21 protein-coding genes and 2 pseudogenes are annotated in these 17,311 nt (G+C 64.9%); 17 read left to right on the forward strand and 6 right to left on the reverse strand.

Annotated features, from left to right (window positions below; all coding sequences use genetic code 11):
• Nucleotides 1–32 precede the first annotated feature (32 nt).
• The 3 genes from ACX1D0_RS09550 to ACX1D0_RS09560 all read left to right on the forward strand — a co-directional run bounded on the left by ACX1D0_RS09550 (nt 33) and on the right by ACX1D0_RS09560 (nt 2,618).
• On the forward strand, nt 33–740 hold the full coding sequence (locus tag ACX1D0_RS09550) for a response regulator transcription factor (protein WP_078919647.1): 708 nt from the start codon (nt 33–35) through the stop codon (nt 738–740).
• Nucleotides 737–1,876, forward strand: a complete 1,140-nt coding sequence (locus ACX1D0_RS09555; protein ID WP_459017662.1) for a sensor histidine kinase — start codon at nt 737–739, stop codon at nt 1,874–1,876. The genes ACX1D0_RS09550 and ACX1D0_RS09555 overlap by 4 nt, the downstream gene beginning before the upstream one ends.
• An 88-nt stretch (nt 1,877–1,964) precedes the next feature.
• The gene (locus ACX1D0_RS09560) at nt 1,965–2,618 is read left to right on the forward strand and encodes a DUF305 domain-containing protein (RefSeq protein ID WP_459017663.1); all 654 of its coding nucleotides are present in this window, start codon (nt 1,965–1,967) and stop codon (nt 2,616–2,618) included.
• Between the two features lie 102 nt (nt 2,619–2,720).
• On the opposite strand, the gene ACX1D0_RS09565 is transcribed toward ACX1D0_RS09560, so the two are convergent.
• The 5 genes from ACX1D0_RS09565 to ACX1D0_RS09585 form a co-directional block, all read right to left on the reverse strand.
• On the reverse strand, nt 2,721–2,900 hold the full coding sequence (locus ACX1D0_RS09565) for a hypothetical protein (RefSeq protein ID WP_068752814.1): 180 nt from the start codon (nt 2,898–2,900) through the stop codon (nt 2,721–2,723).
• Between the two features lie 146 nt (nt 2,901–3,046).
• Nucleotides 3,047–3,481: a hypothetical protein gene (locus tag ACX1D0_RS09570; RefSeq protein WP_459017664.1), complete on the reverse strand. Its 435-nt coding sequence runs from the start codon at nt 3,479–3,481 to the stop codon at nt 3,047–3,049.
• Between the two features lie 8 nt (nt 3,482–3,489).
• Nucleotides 3,490–4,290: a prolipoprotein diacylglyceryl transferase gene (locus ACX1D0_RS09575; protein WP_459017665.1), complete on the reverse strand. Its 801-nt coding sequence runs from the start codon at nt 4,288–4,290 to the stop codon at nt 3,490–3,492.
• Between the two features lie 184 nt (nt 4,291–4,474).
• Entirely contained in the window at nt 4,475–4,918 is a 444-nt protein-coding gene (locus ACX1D0_RS09580) for a hypothetical protein (protein ID WP_068751154.1), read from the reverse strand.
• Between the two features lie 423 nt (nt 4,919–5,341).
• Nucleotides 5,342–6,367 carry an HAD-IIA family hydrolase gene (locus tag ACX1D0_RS09585; RefSeq protein ID WP_068751153.1) on the reverse strand — a complete coding sequence of 342 codons (1,026 nt, stop codon included), beginning with the start codon at nt 6,365–6,367 and terminating at the stop codon, nt 5,342–5,344.
• Nucleotides 6,368–6,474: 107 nt separating this feature from the next.
• Between ACX1D0_RS09585 and ACX1D0_RS09590 the strand changes: the two genes are divergently transcribed.
• From ACX1D0_RS09590 to ACX1D0_RS09600, 3 genes are read left to right on the forward strand one after another with little or no spacing between them, the layout of a single operon-like run.
• Complete coding sequence (locus ACX1D0_RS09590) at nt 6,475–6,921, forward strand: RpiB/LacA/LacB family sugar-phosphate isomerase (RefSeq protein WP_459017666.1); 447 nt, start codon at nt 6,475–6,477, stop codon at nt 6,919–6,921.
• Nucleotides 6,918–7,769 carry a transketolase gene (locus tag ACX1D0_RS09595; protein ID WP_068751149.1) on the forward strand — a complete coding sequence of 284 codons (852 nt, stop codon included), beginning with the start codon at nt 6,918–6,920 and terminating at the stop codon, nt 7,767–7,769. Before ACX1D0_RS09590 ends, ACX1D0_RS09595 begins: the two co-directional genes overlap by 4 nt.
• On the forward strand, nt 7,759–8,697 hold the full coding sequence (locus tag ACX1D0_RS09600; RefSeq protein ID WP_068751146.1) for a transketolase family protein: 939 nt from the start codon (nt 7,759–7,761) through the stop codon (nt 8,695–8,697). The genes ACX1D0_RS09595 and ACX1D0_RS09600 overlap by 11 nt, the downstream gene beginning before the upstream one ends.
• Before the next feature lie 44 nt (nt 8,698–8,741).
• Here the strand turns inward: ACX1D0_RS09600 and ACX1D0_RS09605 are convergent, their stop codons facing one another.
• Complete coding sequence (locus ACX1D0_RS09605; RefSeq protein ID WP_459017667.1) at nt 8,742–9,479, reverse strand: GntR family transcriptional regulator; 738 nt, start codon at nt 9,477–9,479, stop codon at nt 8,742–8,744.
• Nucleotides 9,480–9,619: 140 nt separating this feature from the next.
• On the opposite strand from ACX1D0_RS09605, the gene ACX1D0_RS09610 reads away from it, so the two are divergent.
• The 11 genes and pseudogenes from ACX1D0_RS09610 (at nt 9,620) to ACX1D0_RS09660 (ending at nt 17,304) form a co-directional block, all read left to right on the forward strand.
• Nucleotides 9,620–10,498: a class II fructose-bisphosphate aldolase gene (locus tag ACX1D0_RS09610; protein ID WP_068751143.1), complete on the forward strand. Its 879-nt coding sequence runs from the start codon at nt 9,620–9,622 to the stop codon at nt 10,496–10,498.
• Entirely contained in the window at nt 10,495–11,268 is a 774-nt protein-coding gene (locus ACX1D0_RS09615) for an HAD-IA family hydrolase (protein ID WP_068751141.1), read from the forward strand. Before ACX1D0_RS09610 ends, ACX1D0_RS09615 begins: the two co-directional genes overlap by 4 nt.
• 18 nt (nt 11,269–11,286) lie before the next feature.
• Entirely contained in the window at nt 11,287–11,928 is a 642-nt protein-coding gene (dhaL, locus tag ACX1D0_RS09620; RefSeq protein ID WP_068751139.1) for a dihydroxyacetone kinase subunit DhaL, read from the forward strand.
• 49 nt (nt 11,929–11,977) lie between these two features.
• Nucleotides 11,978–12,973: a dihydroxyacetone kinase subunit DhaK gene (gene dhaK / locus ACX1D0_RS09625; protein ID WP_068751136.1), complete on the forward strand. Its 996-nt coding sequence runs from the start codon at nt 11,978–11,980 to the stop codon at nt 12,971–12,973.
• Between the two features lie 393 nt (nt 12,974–13,366).
• The gene (locus ACX1D0_RS09630) at nt 13,367–13,786 is read left to right on the forward strand and encodes a GlcG/HbpS family heme-binding protein (RefSeq protein WP_459017668.1); all 420 of its coding nucleotides are present in this window, start codon (nt 13,367–13,369) and stop codon (nt 13,784–13,786) included.
• Between the two features lie 70 nt (nt 13,787–13,856).
• Nucleotides 13,857–14,015: pseudogene (locus tag ACX1D0_RS09635) on the forward strand (DAK2 domain-containing protein); the annotation flags it as partial.
• A gap of 49 nt (nt 14,016–14,064) precedes the next feature.
• Nucleotides 14,065–15,060: a dihydroxyacetone kinase subunit DhaK gene (dhaK, locus tag ACX1D0_RS09640; protein ID WP_068751136.1), complete on the forward strand. Its 996-nt coding sequence runs from the start codon at nt 14,065–14,067 to the stop codon at nt 15,058–15,060.
• Nucleotides 15,061–15,453: 393 nt separating this feature from the next.
• A complete protein-coding gene (locus ACX1D0_RS09645) occupies nt 15,454–15,873 on the forward strand; it encodes a GlcG/HbpS family heme-binding protein (RefSeq protein ID WP_068751134.1) in 420 nt (139 codons plus the stop codon).
• 117 nt (nt 15,874–15,990) lie between these two features.
• Nucleotides 15,991–16,419, forward strand: a pseudogene (locus ACX1D0_RS09650) (DDE-type integrase/transposase/recombinase); the annotation flags it as partial.
• A 77-nt stretch (nt 16,420–16,496) separates the two neighbouring features.
• The gene (locus ACX1D0_RS09655) at nt 16,497–16,754 is read left to right on the forward strand and encodes a helix-turn-helix domain-containing protein (protein ID WP_458996513.1); all 258 of its coding nucleotides are present in this window, start codon (nt 16,497–16,499) and stop codon (nt 16,752–16,754) included.
• A 343-nt stretch (nt 16,755–17,097) separates the two neighbouring features.
• On the forward strand, nt 17,098–17,304 hold the full coding sequence (locus ACX1D0_RS09660; protein ID WP_068750211.1) for a hypothetical protein: 207 nt from the start codon (nt 17,098–17,100) through the stop codon (nt 17,302–17,304).
• Nucleotides 17,305–17,311 lie beyond the last annotated feature (7 nt).

Below are 17,311 nucleotides of genomic sequence, written 5' to 3' on the forward strand. Positions count from 1 at the left end.
GTGGCGGGCGGGCGTGTGGCAATAATGGCTGTATGGCTGAGCCCCGCAGGTCGAGTGTGTTGGTGATCGACGACGAGCGCCCGCTGGCAGGGATCGTCGCCTCCTACCTCAACAAGGCAGGCTTCGACACCGCCCTGGCCTACACCGGCCCGGACGGCGTCTCCTCGGCGCAAGACCTGGACCCCGACGTCATCATCCTTGACCTGGGCCTACCCGGCATCGACGGCATCGAGGTGTGCCGCCAGATCCGGCTGTTCTCCGACTGCTACATCCTGATGCTGACCGCCCGGGCCGACGAGGTCGACAAACTGATCGGCTTGTCGGTGGGCGCCGACGACTACCTGACCAAACCGTTCAGCCCCCGCGAGCTCATCGCCCGCGTCAACACCGTGCTGAGACGCCCGCGCCGCCAGACCCACGTCGCACAACTGACCGCGCCGCGCGAGTTCGGGCGGCTGCGGGTGGACGCGGAGGGCCGCGACGTGTGGGTCGACGACCAGCAGGTGGGGCTCACCCGCACCGAGTTCGACATCCTCGACGCACTCTCAGCCCGACCCAACGTGGCGCTGAGCAGGCGGCAGATCATCGACGCGGTGTGGGGCCCGGGCTGGGCCGGCGACGACCACGTCGTCGACGTCCATGTGGCAAATCTCCGCAAGAAGCTCGACGACCCGCCCGCGGAACCGCGCTACATCCTCACCGTCCGCGGCGTCGGATACCGGATGGGACCAGGGCGATGACCAGGCTGCGCGGTCTCGTGGGCCGGATGCGGTGGGGCACCCGCACCTTCCTCACCCAGGCCCTGGTGGTGGCAGTCGGCGTGATCACCGCCGCCCTGGTCGCTGTGGTGGTCGGGCCCCCACTGTTCCACGAACACCTGCAACAACTCGGTCACGCGGACGGAACTGCCGAGATGGGGCATGTGGAGCAGGCGTTCCTCGACGCTGGCGTCAGATCGCTGGGCATCGGACTGGTGGTGGCACTCACGCTGGCTATCGGCCTGGCCTGGATCGAGACCAGGCGGCTGCGCCGCCCACTGGAACAACTGACCGCAGCCGCCGCCCAGCTCGAGGCAGGCGACTACACCGCCCGCGTCCCCCAGAGTGGAACAAGTCCCGAGTTCACGGCCGTCGCCGACGCGTTCAACGACATGGCCAGCCGCCTGGACTCCACCGAGACCAGCAGACGGCGGCTTCTCTCCGACGTGGCACACGAGCTCCGCACCCCCCTGGCCACGCTGACCGCTGAGCTGGAGGCCGTCATCGACGACGTGGTCCCCTGGGACCACGACAGCCAACAGCTGCTCACCCTCCAGGCCGCCCGGCTCAAGAAGATCGCCGCCGACCTCGACGACGTATCCCGCGCCGAGGAAGGCCGATTCACCCTCGACACCCATACCCAGCCGGTCTGGGACCTCATCGAGCCCGCCGTCGCCACCGTCGCCACCCGATACCAGGCCAAGGGAGTCGTCTTGTCCGCGGACTCCGACCCGGGCTCCGTCGCAGCGGATCCGCAGCGGGTGGGACAGATCCTCGGCAACCTCCTCGACAACGCGCTGCGGCACACCCCCATCGGGGGGATCGTGCGCCTCAGCGCGCGCGAGTCCAGGGACGAGGTGGTGATCACGGTCACCGACACCGGTGACGGCCTCACCCCCGACCAGATCGCCAAGGTGTTCGACCGGTTCTACCGCGCTGACACGGCACGGGCCCGCGATGCGGGCGGTTCCGGGATCGGGCTGACCATCGCCCGCAGCCTCGCCCTGGCTCACGGCGGCTCACTGACAGCCGCCAGCCCCGGCCCCGGACACGGCTCGATCTTCACCCTGCACCTGCCCACCGCGCCAGCACCTGAGCGGGTCTTGATCGATTCTTGACCTTACACGGGTTGGCTCTTGAGCTGATCGTTCATAGCCTCGACGTTAGGACCGGCGGCCCCCGTCGGCCAGGAATGGAGCATCTTTCATGACACGCACTAAGCGGATCACTGCCACTTTGGCGGGGCTGGTCCTGACGGCCACCCTGGCGGCCTGCGCGGACCAGGGCGCCACTCCCCCGACGGCGACCACCTCCCCGACAGGCAGCACCTCCGCCACGGCCACTGAGTCCGAGTCGGCGTCGGCGAGCGCCTCATCTGAGGTGTCCGCCGACCACAACGACCAGGACACCACGTTCGCGCAGATGATGATCATCCATCACGAGGGCGCCATCGAAATGTCCCAGCTGGCGATCGAACGCGCCGAAACACCCGAGGTCGTGGCCCTCGCGGAGCGCATCGCCGAGGCACAAGGCCCCGAGATCGAGGAGATGACCGCCTGGCTCAGCGCCTGGGGTGAAGACGTCTCCCCCGGTGGGCATGGCGGCATGGACATGGGCGGCATGGACATGAACGGAATGAGCCAGGAGGAGATGATGACCCAACTCGACGGCATGTCCGGCGCCGACTTTGATCAGGCGTTCCTCGAGGCCATGATCGCCCACCACGAGGGTGCGATCGGGATGTCCGAGCAGCAGTTGGCCGAGGGGCAGAACCCGGATGCTCTCATGTTGGCGGAGAAGATCATCGCCGACCAGCAGACTGAGATCACCGAGATGCAGGAGATGCTCACCAGCCTCTGACCAACCCAGGCGTGCAAGCGATGAGGCGCCCGTCCAGCCGTTGTGGCTGGGCGGGCGCTTCGTCGGTTGCCCTGGTTGGCGCGAACGCCGTACCTGGCGGGGTTAGGCGGCTGGGTTGCTGGCGAGATGCTCGGCGTCGAAGAGGTCCTGGCAACGTCGGCAGCAGAAGTAGAACCGCTGGCCTTCGACGTCGCGGAACAGTCCCGCCGCCTCCGCGGTGGACTTCAGCGTGCTGGTCCCGCGGACCGTGCAGGTGACCAGCTCGTCGCCTGGGCCCGCCACCACGTCATGTTGACAGTGATGGCCCCCACCCTGACCGCCGCCGGCGTGACCGCCGCAGCAGCCTCCCTCCTGCTGGTTCCCGTGCTGGTGTCCATGCTCGTGATTGCACATGTGCTTGGTTTCCTTTCATTTCATTGTGGTGTTGATCATCGGGTGGGCGAGGCGCTGTGGTGCCCCTCGTGGTCCTCGGTGCCGGACGCGCTGGCGGAAGCGGCCGGTGTGGGGGTGTCTTGTTCGCTGGAGGTGGCGGGGTTGAACAGTGGCCCGATCACGAACGCGGACAGGGCGAACAGGCCGGTGAACACCGCTATGCCAATCGCAGGGGCCTTCCAGGTGCTGAACCGGCGATGCAGCCGTCGCAGCAGGGGGATGCTCAACGCCAACCCGACCACGTAGAGCAGCGTGTTGCCGAGGAATCCCGTCAGGAGCGCGGCCCCGGCCAGGAACCCGATGTGGTGCATCACGTGCGGCGCCAGGCCCATCAACGCACCGAGGGTGGCCCGTGTGCCGGCCCAGAGCGCACCCCAGAAGCCGCGACGCCCCCCTGTCATGCCTGGGGTGGTATCGGTGATCGTGTCCATCGCGCCGCTCACCGTCCGACCGGATGGGGGCTGGGGACAGCCGACGAGGGGTCGGCGGCGGAGACGTTTGAGACTGGAGCAGCAGGATGGAACGTGTCTCGGAGGATCAGGGCGGCGCCGAGGATGATGCTGGCGATGCCGATCAGCTGCGCCTCTGTGAGATCGAGCACGACGTGTGGGTTGATGCGGACCATCTCGGCGAGGAGGCGGGCCGCTCCGCTGAGCATCAGATAGGACCCGAACACGGCCACCGGCCGCAGTCTGCGGCCCAGCGCCCACAAGATGCCGGCGATCAGGAATGCACCGGCCGCTTCATATAGCTGGACCGGGTGCACCGGAACGTCGACCGGCACCACTCCGTTGGGGAACGCCATCCCCCAGGGCAGATCGGTGGGCGTGCCGTAGGTGCCGTCCCCGGCCAGGAAGCAGCCGATCCGGCCGATGCCGTAGGCCACCGACAGCGGCGCCGCCATCGCGCCCGCCACCCGTCCAAGGGGGAGGTCGTGGCGTCGGGTCATCACGATCACCGCGATCGCCCCCGCGATCAGGCCCCCGTACCAGACGAACCCGGACCCGCCGAACAGGTGCCAACTGAAGTTGTCCCAGTTCGCGATCAGGTAGTACACCTTCGCGCCGACGAACCCCCACACCGTCGCCCACAACGCGATCGAGTGCGCCAGCTCCTTGTCGTAACCGATCCGCGTGAACGCGCGCCCCAACAGGAACGCGCCGACCAGCAGCGCCAGCGCCTTACTCAGCCCATAGGACTGGATCCCCACACCAAATATCGAGAACACCTCAGGCCACACAGCCCACTCCCATCGTCAAAGAAGTTCCAGGCGCACGACGTGACCGCGGGGCCTCACTGCCCAGTCTCAACCGGTCGCCTCAAGCAACGAGCAGGACCCGGACAAGGTTTGGTCAAGATCCCAGTCCACGTGCCCGGACCCACACGGTAAGGCCGGATCTTGACCGAAGCCTGACCAGATCAGATCAATGCTCAGAGACGACCTTCGTCTTCCGGGTGGCGAAGTATGCGTTTTCCCGGCGGTGCCAGAGGATCGCCGTCGCGGCACTCGCAGCCATCAAAATCGGCGCGAAGAGCGCGGCCGGTCCAAGTGTTCCGTAGATCGCGTAGCCGATGAGCGGCACCACAGCGGCTGCGATCAAGCATCCGATGGCGATCCACGACGGCGAACCCCTTCGGAGCCCAGGCAACAGCAGGATGACTCCTGCTACCCCCGCAATCAGCGACAACGGGGCGTCAAAGCGCGCATACCCCAGCAAAAGCGGGTCGAACCAAGAATGCCGAGTCATGGGCATCTCAACACCCAGTGACGGGTCGACGAGCCAGCGCATCTCCAGGGTCGGCAGCAACATCACCACGACGCCCCCCACAGCAAAGACCACGGCGACGGCGCCCAACCAACGCTTCATTGCCCGATCATCGCAGGGCCGATGTTGGCAAGGGTCGGAACCCAATCAAGTAGACTCGAGCTCGGCGCGGCATGTCCCAGCAAGCCCTTCGAGGTCGAGCTTCACTGTGTCACCCGGGGGTGACCGGGAAACACGCGAAACCGACTTCGAAAGCCACTCGAAGAACTCTTTGAAGTTGAGCCCACGGAGCCGGAGCGGCGGCCGGTTCGGGCTGAACCTTGCCAGCACACTCATGTCGGCATCAGCGCCGACAACTCAGCGATGGAATCGTTCTTCGCGTTGCTGGAGCTGCGATTCGTCTGAGCCGAGCCCCCGAGTGTACATCGACGTCAGCCCTCCGGCGAGGTGGGTGGACGTTGTCTTACTGCGGACCTTCGCAGAGTAGGAGGATGGCATCTCCTAGCAAGCGACGCGCTGACGCCGTCAACGAAGGGCCGCGATGATGGCGTCGTGGAGCTCGGTGTCGAGCTCAAGACTGTCGAAGGTTGCGGCATGCTCCCAGATGAGAGCGGCCGTGGCTCGGATTACATTCATGGGCTCCTCCCCCGTGGCGACAAGGCGGACCCGACGCCCGTCGGCGGCAACTACTGCATCAGCGGCGGCCGACTTGAGGAACTTGCCGTTGCGCGTGAGACGGATCGGGGGGTACGGCAAGGTGAGATCACGAAGGTCGCGCAAGATGAAGTCGGGTCTTGCATCGGGGTGCGCGGCGAAGGCATCTTGAGGCTGACTGATGCCAGTGAAGACGAGGGCGCTACTCATCCCGGATCGGTTTGCGCCTCTGATGTCTGTGTCGACCTGGTCGCCGATGAATAGCCATCGGGAGCCGGGGAATCGTTCGCGCGCGGCGTCGAAGATCGCCTCTTCGGGCTTTCCGGCCACGAGCGGTTCGCGGTTGACGACAGCGCGTACGGCTGCGACGATCGCACCATTGCCGGGGGCCAGGCCGCGCTCGAGTGGAAGTGCGGTGTCGAGGTTCGTCGCAACCCACGGAATCCCGGAGGCCAGAGCGTAAGCAGCTTCGGCGAGGTCATTCCAGCTCACGTGTGGTGAGAAACCTTGCACGACCGCATCGGGATGCTCATCCGCCGTGCGGACAAGTCGGTATCCCGCCCCTTGGAGCACCGTCGTCAGCCCCGGACCACCGACGACCAGCAGAGACGTTCCAGGCTCGACGACCCTTGAGAGGAGCAGCAGTGTCGCCTGCGGTGAGGTGACGACATCATCTGCGTCGACGCCGAGTCCCATTGTCGTCAGCTGTTCCGCGACGTCCGCTGCCAGCCGAGAGGCGTTGTTCGTCAGGAACCCCACCGTCTTCGTCTCTCGAGCCGCGTTCAAAGCGGTGACGGCGTGCGGTATGGGTGCTGCGCCGCGGTAGACGACTCCGTCGAGGTCGGAGAGGATGACGTCCGCGCTGTCAAGAGGGGTGGGGTGGGCGTCTCTGGCCATGCTGTCTCCCAGGTCGATGGGTGGACTACAGTCCGGTCTTCCATTCTACGCCGATTCGGTCTATGATCAGCTAGACAGGGCTATACAGGTATAGATAGGAGTCCCGTATGTTGATTGGCATTGGCTGCGACCCGAATGCAGCCACCCTCAAGGATGCCGTCGCTGATTACCTTCGCGAGCTCGGCCACGAGGTTCGTGATTTCGGCTCCGACGACCCCCTGTACCCGAAGACAGCCATAGCGGTGGCGGAAAGCGTCGCGGCGAAGGAGGTCGAGCGTGGTGTCGTGATGTGCGGCACCGGCATCGGCGTCTCCATCTCTGCGAATAAGGTTCCCGGGGCGTACTGCGCACTGCTCACGGACGCGTACCAAGCCGAGCGTGCTCAGCTGAGCAACGACGCCAACATGGTCGCATTCGGAGCTCAGGTCACCGGCGTCGAGACGATCAAGCGACTCGTTCGCGAATACCTCTCGGTGTCGTACGGGGAGAACGAGCGGAGCGCTCCGAAGCTCGCCGCTCTGTACGACTACGAAACCGAGAACACTCGCGTATGAATACCGTCCCGCTGCAGATCGAGGCGGAACTCGCACGCCTGAACGTCCTGCGGATGGTGCGGGCAGGCGGTTCTGGCCACCTTGGAGGAGCACTCTCGTGCATCGACATCGTGACCGCGCTGTACTTCGCGACCATGCGCGTCAACCCGCAAGCCCCGAAGGACCCGAACCGCGACCGGTTCCTGCTGTCCGCGGGCCATAAAGCAATGGCGCAGTACGCCGTCCTCGGCCGGCGCGGCTACTTCGAGGAGACGCTGTACGACACCTACGGCTCCGTCGGCAGCAAACTCGGCGGTCACCCTGACCTTCACAAGCTTCCGGGGATTGAAGCGAACACGGGCGCCCTGGGTCACGGGCTGTCGATTGCCGCAGGGATGGCACTTGGCCTTCGCGCAGCGGGCAACGGAGGACGGGTTTTCACCGTCCTTGGGGATGGTGAGCTCCCCGAAGGGGCGAACTGGGAAGGCGCGTCCATTGCGGCCCACCACCGACTCGACAACCTCGTCGCTTTCGTCGATGTCAACGATCTGCAGATCTCCGGGCCGACCGCTGAGGTCATGAACATGGAGCCGATTGCCGACAAGTTCGCAGCGTTCGGGTGGAACACCGTCACCATCGACGGGAACGATATCGATGCCGTCCTCGGCGCCGTCAGCACCGCGGACGGTGAAAAGGGCCGGCCTACTGTCGTCGTTGCTCGCACGACGAAGGCGAAGGGCATCAGCTTCCTGGAAGGGACCCTTGCCTCGCACTACTGGAAGCCGACGGTCGAGGAACTCGACCGAGCCGAACGTGAAGTGCACGCCCGCATCGACAACCTGCGCGAATGGAACGACCATGGCTGCTGAGACGCCTACTCTTATCGATCCGCGAAAGACCTTCGGGCAAGCAGTGACCGACCTCGCTGCGAGCGATGACCGTGTCGTCGTCCTCTCCGCCGACAGCGGGCTGTCGTCGGGATTCGGCTCATTTCGCGAGCGCTACCCCGACCGCTACTACGAGTTCGGCATTCAGGAACACGGAACAACGGGCGTCGCGGCAGGTCTCGCAACAACCGGGAAAATCCCCGTCTTCGCAGCCATCGCAGCGTTTGTCACCAACCGGAACTACGAAGCATTCCGTAACGACATCGCGTACATGGGTCAGAACGTCAAGATCGTCGGTCGCAACGGAGGGATCACTTACTCCGACCTCGGGCCCACACACTACTCCCTCGAAGACTATGCAATCATCCGCATGCTTCCCGGGGTCGTCGTCCTCTCACCCCAGGACCCCGGAGAGATCCGGGAGGCAGCGAAGGCGATGATTGAGCACGACGGGCCCGTGTACATGCGCATCGGGGGCCCATCGATCCCCGATCTGTTCCCGCAGGCACCGTTCACCATCGGGGAAGGGCGGATGATTCGGGAAGGGTCTCGCGCAACGGTCGTCACGACGGGGACCATCACCCCGGAGGTCGTGGTCGCGGTGCAACGGCTCGCGGACGACGGCGTCGATGTGGAGCTCATCGGGATGCCAACTGTCGAACCTGTTGACGCGGCGCTTATCCGCGCGTCCGCTCATCGCACCGGACGCGTCATCACCGTCGAGGAGCACTACACCCGCGGCGGTCTCTCCGCGGCCGTTGGCGAGGCTCTGGCATCCTCGGGAATTCCCGTGCACGCCATCGGGTTGCCGCATGAGCACATCGTCACCGGTACGTACTCAGGTCTGCTTGCCCGATACGCGCTTGACGCCGCGGGACTGTACGAGCGCATTCGGCTGCTCGTCCGCTAGGCGGACCCGCTGTGGTGGGCCCCGAGTTATCCACCACGGCGGGTTCACTCACGCTTGTAATCGAACTTCAGCCGCACCGCATCGCCGCGGAAGACGATGGTCGAGTACTCAAAGGCCGTCCCTGCCGGGTTCGTGATGACATCCGTCAACAGCAGTGCCGGGTCGCCCTTGCGCAGCTCCAGCAGCTTGGCGTCGGTTCCGTCCACGGCGATGACTTCCAGATCTTCGGAGACACTCTTCATCGACAGATTGAATTTGTCTTCGAGAACCACGCACAGCTGCTCGTTGACGACATCCAGCTGATCCAGTCCCGGCGCGAGGCTCGCTGGCACGAAGGAGCGGTGGACGCTCAGAGGCTTCCCGTCTACCGTCCGCAGTCGCATGATGGCGATGACCTCGGCGCCCTCCGGCAGATTCAGGTGCTCACGCACTCTCGTCGGCGCGGGAGCGCGCTCCGTAGAAATCAACGTCGTCACGATGTCGTACCCGAGCACTTCGAGCTGCTCACGGATTCCTTTGTATGCAGGAGAGACCGCGTTGATCTTTTGCGGGGCGACGAACGTGCCCCTGCCAGGGACGCGGATGAGCAGACCCTCACCCGCCAGCTTGTTGAGCACACCACGAATCGTCATGCGGCTCAGGCTGTACTCCCGGTTCAGCTCGTTCTCCGACGGGATGCGCTGCTCGGGTGCCCACTCACCACTGGCGATCTTCGCGTGAAAGATGTCCTCGAGCTGCTGATAGATCGGTGTCGCTGAGTCGCGCTCAATCACGTCGGTCATCCTTACGCCTCCAGAATTTTCCACATGATCTTACCAAGTAGGTCTTGTATAGAGTTGTATAGCCATGTACTCTGGGTCCAGACGGACCGGAACGAAGGATGTTCTGGCCCGAACTCGACACAAGGAAGTGAGATCGGACTATGGCCGTATCAACTCGTCGTCTCACGACGGGAGCTCGGAAGCACGGATACGCGGTTCCCGCCGTGAACGTCTTCGACGAGATCAGCATGCGCGCGGTCATCGCCGCAGCCGAGGAGAAGGACTCGCCTCTGATTGTCCAGGTCTCGACAAAGACTGTTCGCACCTCGGGGACCGCTTTCATCACGAGCCTTTTCCAGGCGCTCACGCGGCACACATCCGTGCCGGTCGCGCTCCACTTGGATCACTGCCCGGACCGTTCTGTCCTCTCTGACGTCATTGCCGCCGGGTGGTCATCGGTTCTCTTCGATGCTTCTGACCGTGATCTTGCTGATGCAGAGCGTGAGACGACGGAAGTCGTCAAGGAGGCTCACGCAGCGGGCGTCGACGTCGAATCCGAGATCGAGAACATCCTCGGGGTCGAAGACGGAGTCGGCAGCGACGAAGCCCACCACGCGTATAGCGTCGACCAGCTCGCAGCCATCGCGGAGCGCACCGGTGCTGACCTGCTCGCCCCGCAGTTGGGCACGAGCCACGGCCTGTTCACGTCCAAGCCGACCCTTCTCCCTGAGCGCGCCCGCGAACTCGCGCACCTCACGGACAAGGGAATTGTTCTTCACGGGGGAACCGGCCTTGAGCCCGCCGACTTCCGCGCCTTCATCAACAATGGCGTCTCCAAGATCAACATCTCCACAGCCGTCAAGCACGCGTACATGCAGGCATCGGCGGAGCATCTCGATTGGGCACGCGCCAACAACCATTGGGATCCGCCGAAGTTGATGACTGCCATCGGTGATGCTGTCACCAGCGTCATCGGTGACCACATCGAGTGGTTCGGCTCCGATGGCATGGCAGCCAAGGCGAAGGCCGTCAAGCCGTGACTCGCGCCCTGATCTTCGACTGCGACGGAGTGCTCGCAGACACCGAGCGCTATGGTCACCTGCCCGCCTTCAACGACACCTTCGCGCATTTCAACCTTCCCGTGCACTGGTCCGAGGAGGACTATGCCGAGAAGGTACGAATCGGCGGCGGCAAGGAGCGTCTCGCCTCGCTTCTCACCAGCGACTTCATTGCGTCGGCGAACTTGCCCACCGACGAAGCTGCACAGATCGAGCTCGTCAAGCGGTGGCACCGCTTCAAGACGGACCGCTATACAGCGAAGGTTCGAGCTGGTGAGATGCCCGGGCGGCCCGGAATCGCCCGAATCGTCGCTGCTGCACACGACGCAGGATGGCTGCTCGCTGTCGCATCCACGTCCGCCGAAGAATCGGTGCGCGCCGTGCTGGAGCATGCGGTCGGTGCAGAGTCCGCCTCCTGGTTCCGTATCTACGCGGGAGACGTGGTCCCGGCGAAGAAGCCGGCACCGGACATCTACCTGCTCGCTCTGCGGGACCTCGGTGTCGACGCGGCGGACGCTGTGGTCGTCGAAGACAGCCAGAACGGGCTGCGGGCCGCCGCCGCGGCCGGCATCACCACGGTCGTGACGGTGTCCAGTTACACCGCCGACGAGGACTTCACCGAGGCGGCACTGGTCGTTGACAGCCTGGGTGACCAGCCGCAGACGCCAGCGCGCTTCCTTTCCAACCCGCGTGGCGTCGAGGAGACCGGTCAGGTCACCCTCGACACCCTCACTGCCCTCACCATCCGATAACCCAACCCGAGGATCATCATGAGCAGCACCTTCAGCCAGGCGGGCGTCGCCCGCGTCGAGAGCGTCATCAAGCTCATCGCACAGACGTGCGTCGACAATGAGAAGTACTTCAGCGACCTGGATGCCGTTGTCGGCGACGGCGACTTCGGATACTCGCTCGCTCGCGGATTCGAGAACGTCATCGCCGAATGGGACGAGTACGACCGGTCGGATCTCAGCACCTTCATCCAGAAGGTTGCGACTACGATGTCCGGCCGTATCGGTGGCTCGTCCGGCCCGATCTGGGGCACGGCGTTCCTTCGCGCCGCTATCTCCGTGAAAGACAAGAACGACATCAGCCAGGCCGATGTGGTCGCGATGCTTCGCTCGGCCGTCGAGGGCATCATGAAGCGCGGCGGCGCCTCCCTCGGAGACAAGACGCTGCTGGACGCTCTGGTCCCGCTCACCGATGCCATCGAGGCGGACCTCGATAAGGGTCTGGACGGCAAGGCTGTCGCTCAGCACGCAGCCGAGGTCGCACGCGCCGCCGCCGAAGAGACCGCGAAGCTCGAGGCACATCGTGGCCGCGCGTCCTACACCGGTGAGCGCAGCATCGGCTCCCCCGACCCGGGCGCCATCGCGATGGCAGTGCTCGCCGAGCGCGTCGCCGAGACCTGGTAACGACTCACCCTCCCTCCACCCCCATCCCACACAAGGAAGTGAGAACACAATGAAGAAGTTCATCAACGACCCGAAGGCGTTCGTTCCGGAGATGCTGAAGGGTCTGGCCCTGGCGAACCCTGACACGCTCACGTACGACCCGAAGTACAACCTCATCGTCCGCGCCGATGCGCCCAACAACGACAAGGTCTCCATCATCCAGGGCTCCGGCTCTGGCCACGAGCCCGCACACGTGATGATTGTCGGCAAGGGCATGCTGGACGCCGCCTGCCCCGGTGACGTGTTCGCCGCCCCGCCCACCGATTTCGTCGTCGAGGCCGCACGCCGCGTCAAGAGCGACAAGGGTGTGCTGCTGCTGGTGAACAACTACACCGGCGACAAGATGGCATTCGAAATGGCAGAAGAGCTCGCTGCCGCAGAGGGCATCAAGGTGCGCACCCTCTTCATCGACGACGACGTCGCGGTGAAGGACTCGCTGTATACCATCGGTCGCCGCGGCGTCGCTGGCAACTTCTTCGTCATCAAGGCCGTCGGCGCTGCCGCTGAGGCCGGCAAGGATCTCGACGAGATCGTCCGGATCGGCGAGAAGGTCAACGCCGTCACCCGCACCATGGGCGTGGCGCTCACCGCCTGCACCCCGCCCGCCAAGGGCGAGCCGCTGTTCGAGATCGGCGACGACGAGATCGAAGTCGGCATCGGTATCCACGGTGAGCCCGGCCGTGCACGTCAGAAGTGGGTCCCGGCGAACGAGATCGTCGACCTGCTTCTGGAGCCCATCGTGAGCGACATCCCCTACAGCAGCGGCGATGACGTCGCGCTGATGGTGAACGGTCTCGGTGGCACGCCCATCAGCGAGCTGTACCTTCTGTACGGCATCGCACACGAGAAGCTCGCGGCCCAAGGAATTACCCCAACCCGTAGCTATGTCGGCGAATACTGCACCTCGCTGGACATGGCGGGCGCGTCCATCACGCTTGTCAAGCTTGACGACGAGATCCGCGAACTTCTCGAGGCTCCCGCGGAGATCCCGATCCGCACCTTCTAAGGAGCCCCCCGCTGTGCGGCGCAGGTCACGCTGCGCCGCACAGTCTCACACTGAGCAATCCCCGGGTGGGCCGCGGTTGGCCCTCGACTGTCCACCCGGCGCCGCTCGCACGCACACCATCCCTTGTACCACGCTCAATCCGAGCCCGCGGTTTGACCTCCGCGGACACAGACGTCCGCGGATGGGTGCCCGTGGCCGGCCCGCTCATCGGAGGCGCGCTCGCCACCGGGTTGTCCATCGCACTGCTTCCTGTCATCTGACGGGAACCCCTAGCCCTCGGTCGGTCCACTGTCTTTCAAGTCATGATCGGGACCGTCCGAGGCTCCACCCCAGTCGTCGCTCATGCGACGCCTAACACCCGCAACACCTGACCTTCAATGAAGAGGAGACACCATGTCGAACCCCAAGCTTCAGGACACCATCACCCTTGAGGACGCACTCCGCGTCATCGATGCCGCCATCGCGCGCGCTGAGGAGATCGGACAGCCCCAGGACATCGCCGTCGTGGACGCCGGAGGCAACCTCAAGGCACACGTGCGGATGGATACTGCGAACATCGGCAGCATCCACATCGCTATCAATAAGGCGTATACGTCCATTGCCTTCCAGACCCAGACCAAAGACCTCACGGGAGCAACACGCCCGACCGGCGACCTGTACGGTCTCAACGATGCTCACGGCGGCCGCATCGTCGTGTTCCCCGGAGGCATTCCGCTCGTCCGCGACGGTGTCATCGTCGGTGCCATCGGAGTGTCCACCGGCAGTATCGAAGAGGACCAGACAGTAGCCGAGGCCGGAGCCGCCGCACTCTGACCTAGGGCGTGTCTGACAATGTCTTGACCCAGGCGATGACGGCGTTGAGGACGACGGCCGCGCGGCAGACGATGGCGTGTTTGTCGCACGCGCCGCCGCCGAAGAGACCGCGAAGCTCGAGGCACATCGTGGCCGCGCGTCCTACACCGGTGAGCGCAGCATCGGCTCCCCCGACCCGGGCGCCATCGCGATGGCAGTGCTCGCCGAGCGCGTCGCCGAGACCTGGTAACGACTCACCCTCCCTCCACCCCCATCCCACACAAGGAAGTGAGAACACAATGAAGAAGTTCATCAACGACCCGAAGGCGTTCGTTCCGGAGATGCTGAAGGGTCTGGCCCTGGCGAACCCTGACACGCTCACGTACGACCCGAAGTACAACCTCATCGTCCGCGCCGATGCGCCCAACAACGACAAGGTCTCCATCATCCAGGGCTCCGGCTCTGGCCACGAGCCCGCACACGTGATGATTGTCGGCAAGGGCATGCTGGACGCCGCCTGCCCCGGTGACGTGTTCGCCGCCCCGCCCACCGATTTCGTCGTCGAGGCCGCACGCCGCGTCAAGAGCGACAAGGGTGTGCTGCTGCTGGTGAACAACTACACCGGCGACAAGATGGCATTCGAAATGGCAGAAGAGCTCGCTGCCGCAGAGGGCATCAAGGTGCGCACCCTCTTCATCGACGACGACGTCGCGGTGAAGGACTCGCTGTATACCATCGGTCGCCGCGGCGTCGCTGGCAACTTCTTCGTCATCAAGGCCGTCGGCGCTGCCGCTGAGGCCGGCAAGGATCTCGACGAGATCGTCCGGATCGGCGAGAAGGTCAACGCCGTCACCCGCACCATGGGCGTGGCGCTCACCGCCTGCACCCCGCCCGCCAAGGGCGAGCCGCTGTTCGAGATCGGCGACGACGAGATCGAAGTCGGCATCGGTATCCACGGTGAGCCCGGCCGTGCACGTCAGAAGTGGGTCCCGGCGAACGAGATCGTCGACCTGCTTCTGGAGCCCATCGTGAGCGACATCCCCTACAGCAGCGGCGATGACGTCGCGCTGATGGTGAACGGTCTCGGTGGCACGCCCATCAGCGAGCTGTACCTTCTGTACGGCATCGCACACGAGAAGCTCGCGGCCCAAGGAATTACCCCAACCCGTAGCTATGTCGGCGAATACTGCACCTCGCTGGACATGGCGGGCGCGTCCATCACGCTTGTCAAGCTTGACGACGAGATCCGCGAACTTCTCGAGGCTCCCGCGGAGATCCCGATCCGCACCTTCTAAGGAGCCCCCCGCTGTGCGGCGCAGGTCACGCTGCGCCGCACAGTCTCACACTGAGCAATCCCCGGGTGGGCCGCGGTTGGCCCTCGACTGTCCACCCGGCGCCGCTCGCACGCACACCATCCCTTGTACCACGCTCAATCCGAGCCCGCGGTTTGACCTCCGCGGACACAGACGTCCGCGGATGGGTGCCCGTGGCCGGCCCGCTCATCGGAGGCGCGCTCGCCACCGGGTTGTCCATCGCACTGCTTCCTGTCATCTGACGGGAACCCCTAGCCCTCGGTCGGTCCACTGTCTTTCAAGTCATGATCGGGACCGTCCGAGGCTCCACCCCAGTCGTCGCTCATGCGACGCCTAACACCCGCAACACCTGACCTTCAATGAAGAGGAGACACCATGTCGAACCCCAAGATTCAGGACACCATCACCCTTGAGGACGCACTCCGCGTCATCGATGCCGCCATCGCGCGCGCTGAGGAGATCGGACAGCCCCAGGACATCGCCGTCGTGGACGCCGGAGGCAACCTCAAGGCACACGTGCGGATGGATACTGCGAACATCGGCAGCATCCACATCGCTATCAATAAGGCGTATACGTCCATTGCCTTCCAGACCCAGACCAAAGACCTCACGGGAGCAACACGCCCGACCGGCGACCTGTACGGTCTCAACGATGCTCACGGCGGCCGCATCGTCGTGTTCCCCGGAGGCATTCCGCTCGTCCGCGACGGTGTCATCGTCGGTGCCATCGGAGTGTCCACCGGCAGTATCGAAGAGGACCAGACAGTAGCCGAGGCCGGAGCCGCCGCACTCTGACCTAGGGCGTGTCTGACAATGTCTTGACCCAGGCGATGACGGCGTTGAGGACGACGGCCGCGCGGCAGACGATGGCGTGTTTGTCGTGAAGCGCCCTGAGAAGGCCGCAGCAGTGGAGACCTGACCGCCCGGTTGATGCGCTCTGCGGGGATCGAGGGCGTGAGGGGTTCGAAGCGGATCAAGACGACGAGGCCGGACCCGGCGTCGGCGCGGCACCCTGATCTGGTGAAGCGGGAGTTCACCGCGACCGCACCGAACCGGCTCTGGGTCACCGACCTGACATTCGTGACGACCTGGACCGGGCGTCGCCTACGTGTGCTTCATCATCGACGCGTTCAGCAGGATGATCGCGGGGTGGCGGGTCGCATCGCACATACGCACCGAGATGGTCCTCAACGCGATCGAGATGGCCCGCTGGTCCCGCGGCGCCCGGCACGAGAATCCGCGGTGTTGCATCGACCGGTTGAACTCGCCCAATTCACCTCGATTCGCTACGGCGAACCCCTCGCAGACATCGGCGCCACGCCCTCGATCGGAACCGTCGGCTGTCGACGACGGTTGAAAACTGAACACTTTCGACGGTGAAAAGTGGACACTCCCACGACGATCGGAGAGTGATCACTATGGAGGATTGGGCCTTGATCAGGAGGCTTGCCGCGGAGGGTGTGCCGAACGCGCGGATCGCGGCGAGGTTGGGGATCTCGAGGACGACGGTGGTCAAGGCGGTCGCCTCCGATGCGCCACCGCGCTATGTGAGGACCCCGACCGGGACCTCGTTCGCGGTGTTCGAGCCCAGGGTGAAGACGCTGCTGGCCGGGTGTCCGGAGATGCCGGCATCGGTGATCGCGGAAAGGGTCGGCTGGACGGGATCGGAGTCGTAGTTCCGGGAGAACGTGGCCCGGCTACGACCGGAGCAGCGGCGCCCGGATCCGGCTGACCGGCTCGTCTGGGACGCCGGGGACGCGGCGCAGTGTGATCTGTGGTTCCCGCCTGCGAGGATCCCTGTCGGGACCGGGACGGGCGTGTTGTTGCCGGTGTTGGTGATGACCGCGGCGTTCTCCCGTTCACGGTCGGCCGGATGATCCCGTCGAAGACGACCGAGGATCTGCTGCTGGGCATGTGGGCACTCCTGCAGGCGTTGGGCAGGGTTCCTCGCGGCTGATCTGGGATAACGAACGCGGTATCGGCCGCGGTGCCTCCAGGGCTGCGGGGGTGGAGTCGTTCATGGGGACCCTCGCGACGAGCCTGGTGCTGCTCAAGGCGAGGGATCCGGAGTCGAAGGGGATCGTGGAACGCCGCAACGGCTGGTTCGAGACGTCGTTCATGCCGGGCCGCGAGTTCAGGCCGCCGGCCGATTTCAACGAGCAGTTCACCGACTGGCTCGGTCAGGCCAACCAGAAGATCGTGCGGACTGAACCGCCCCGGGTTTAGTGGAGGG

This window comes from Tessaracoccus pujii, from assembly GCF_054483895.1.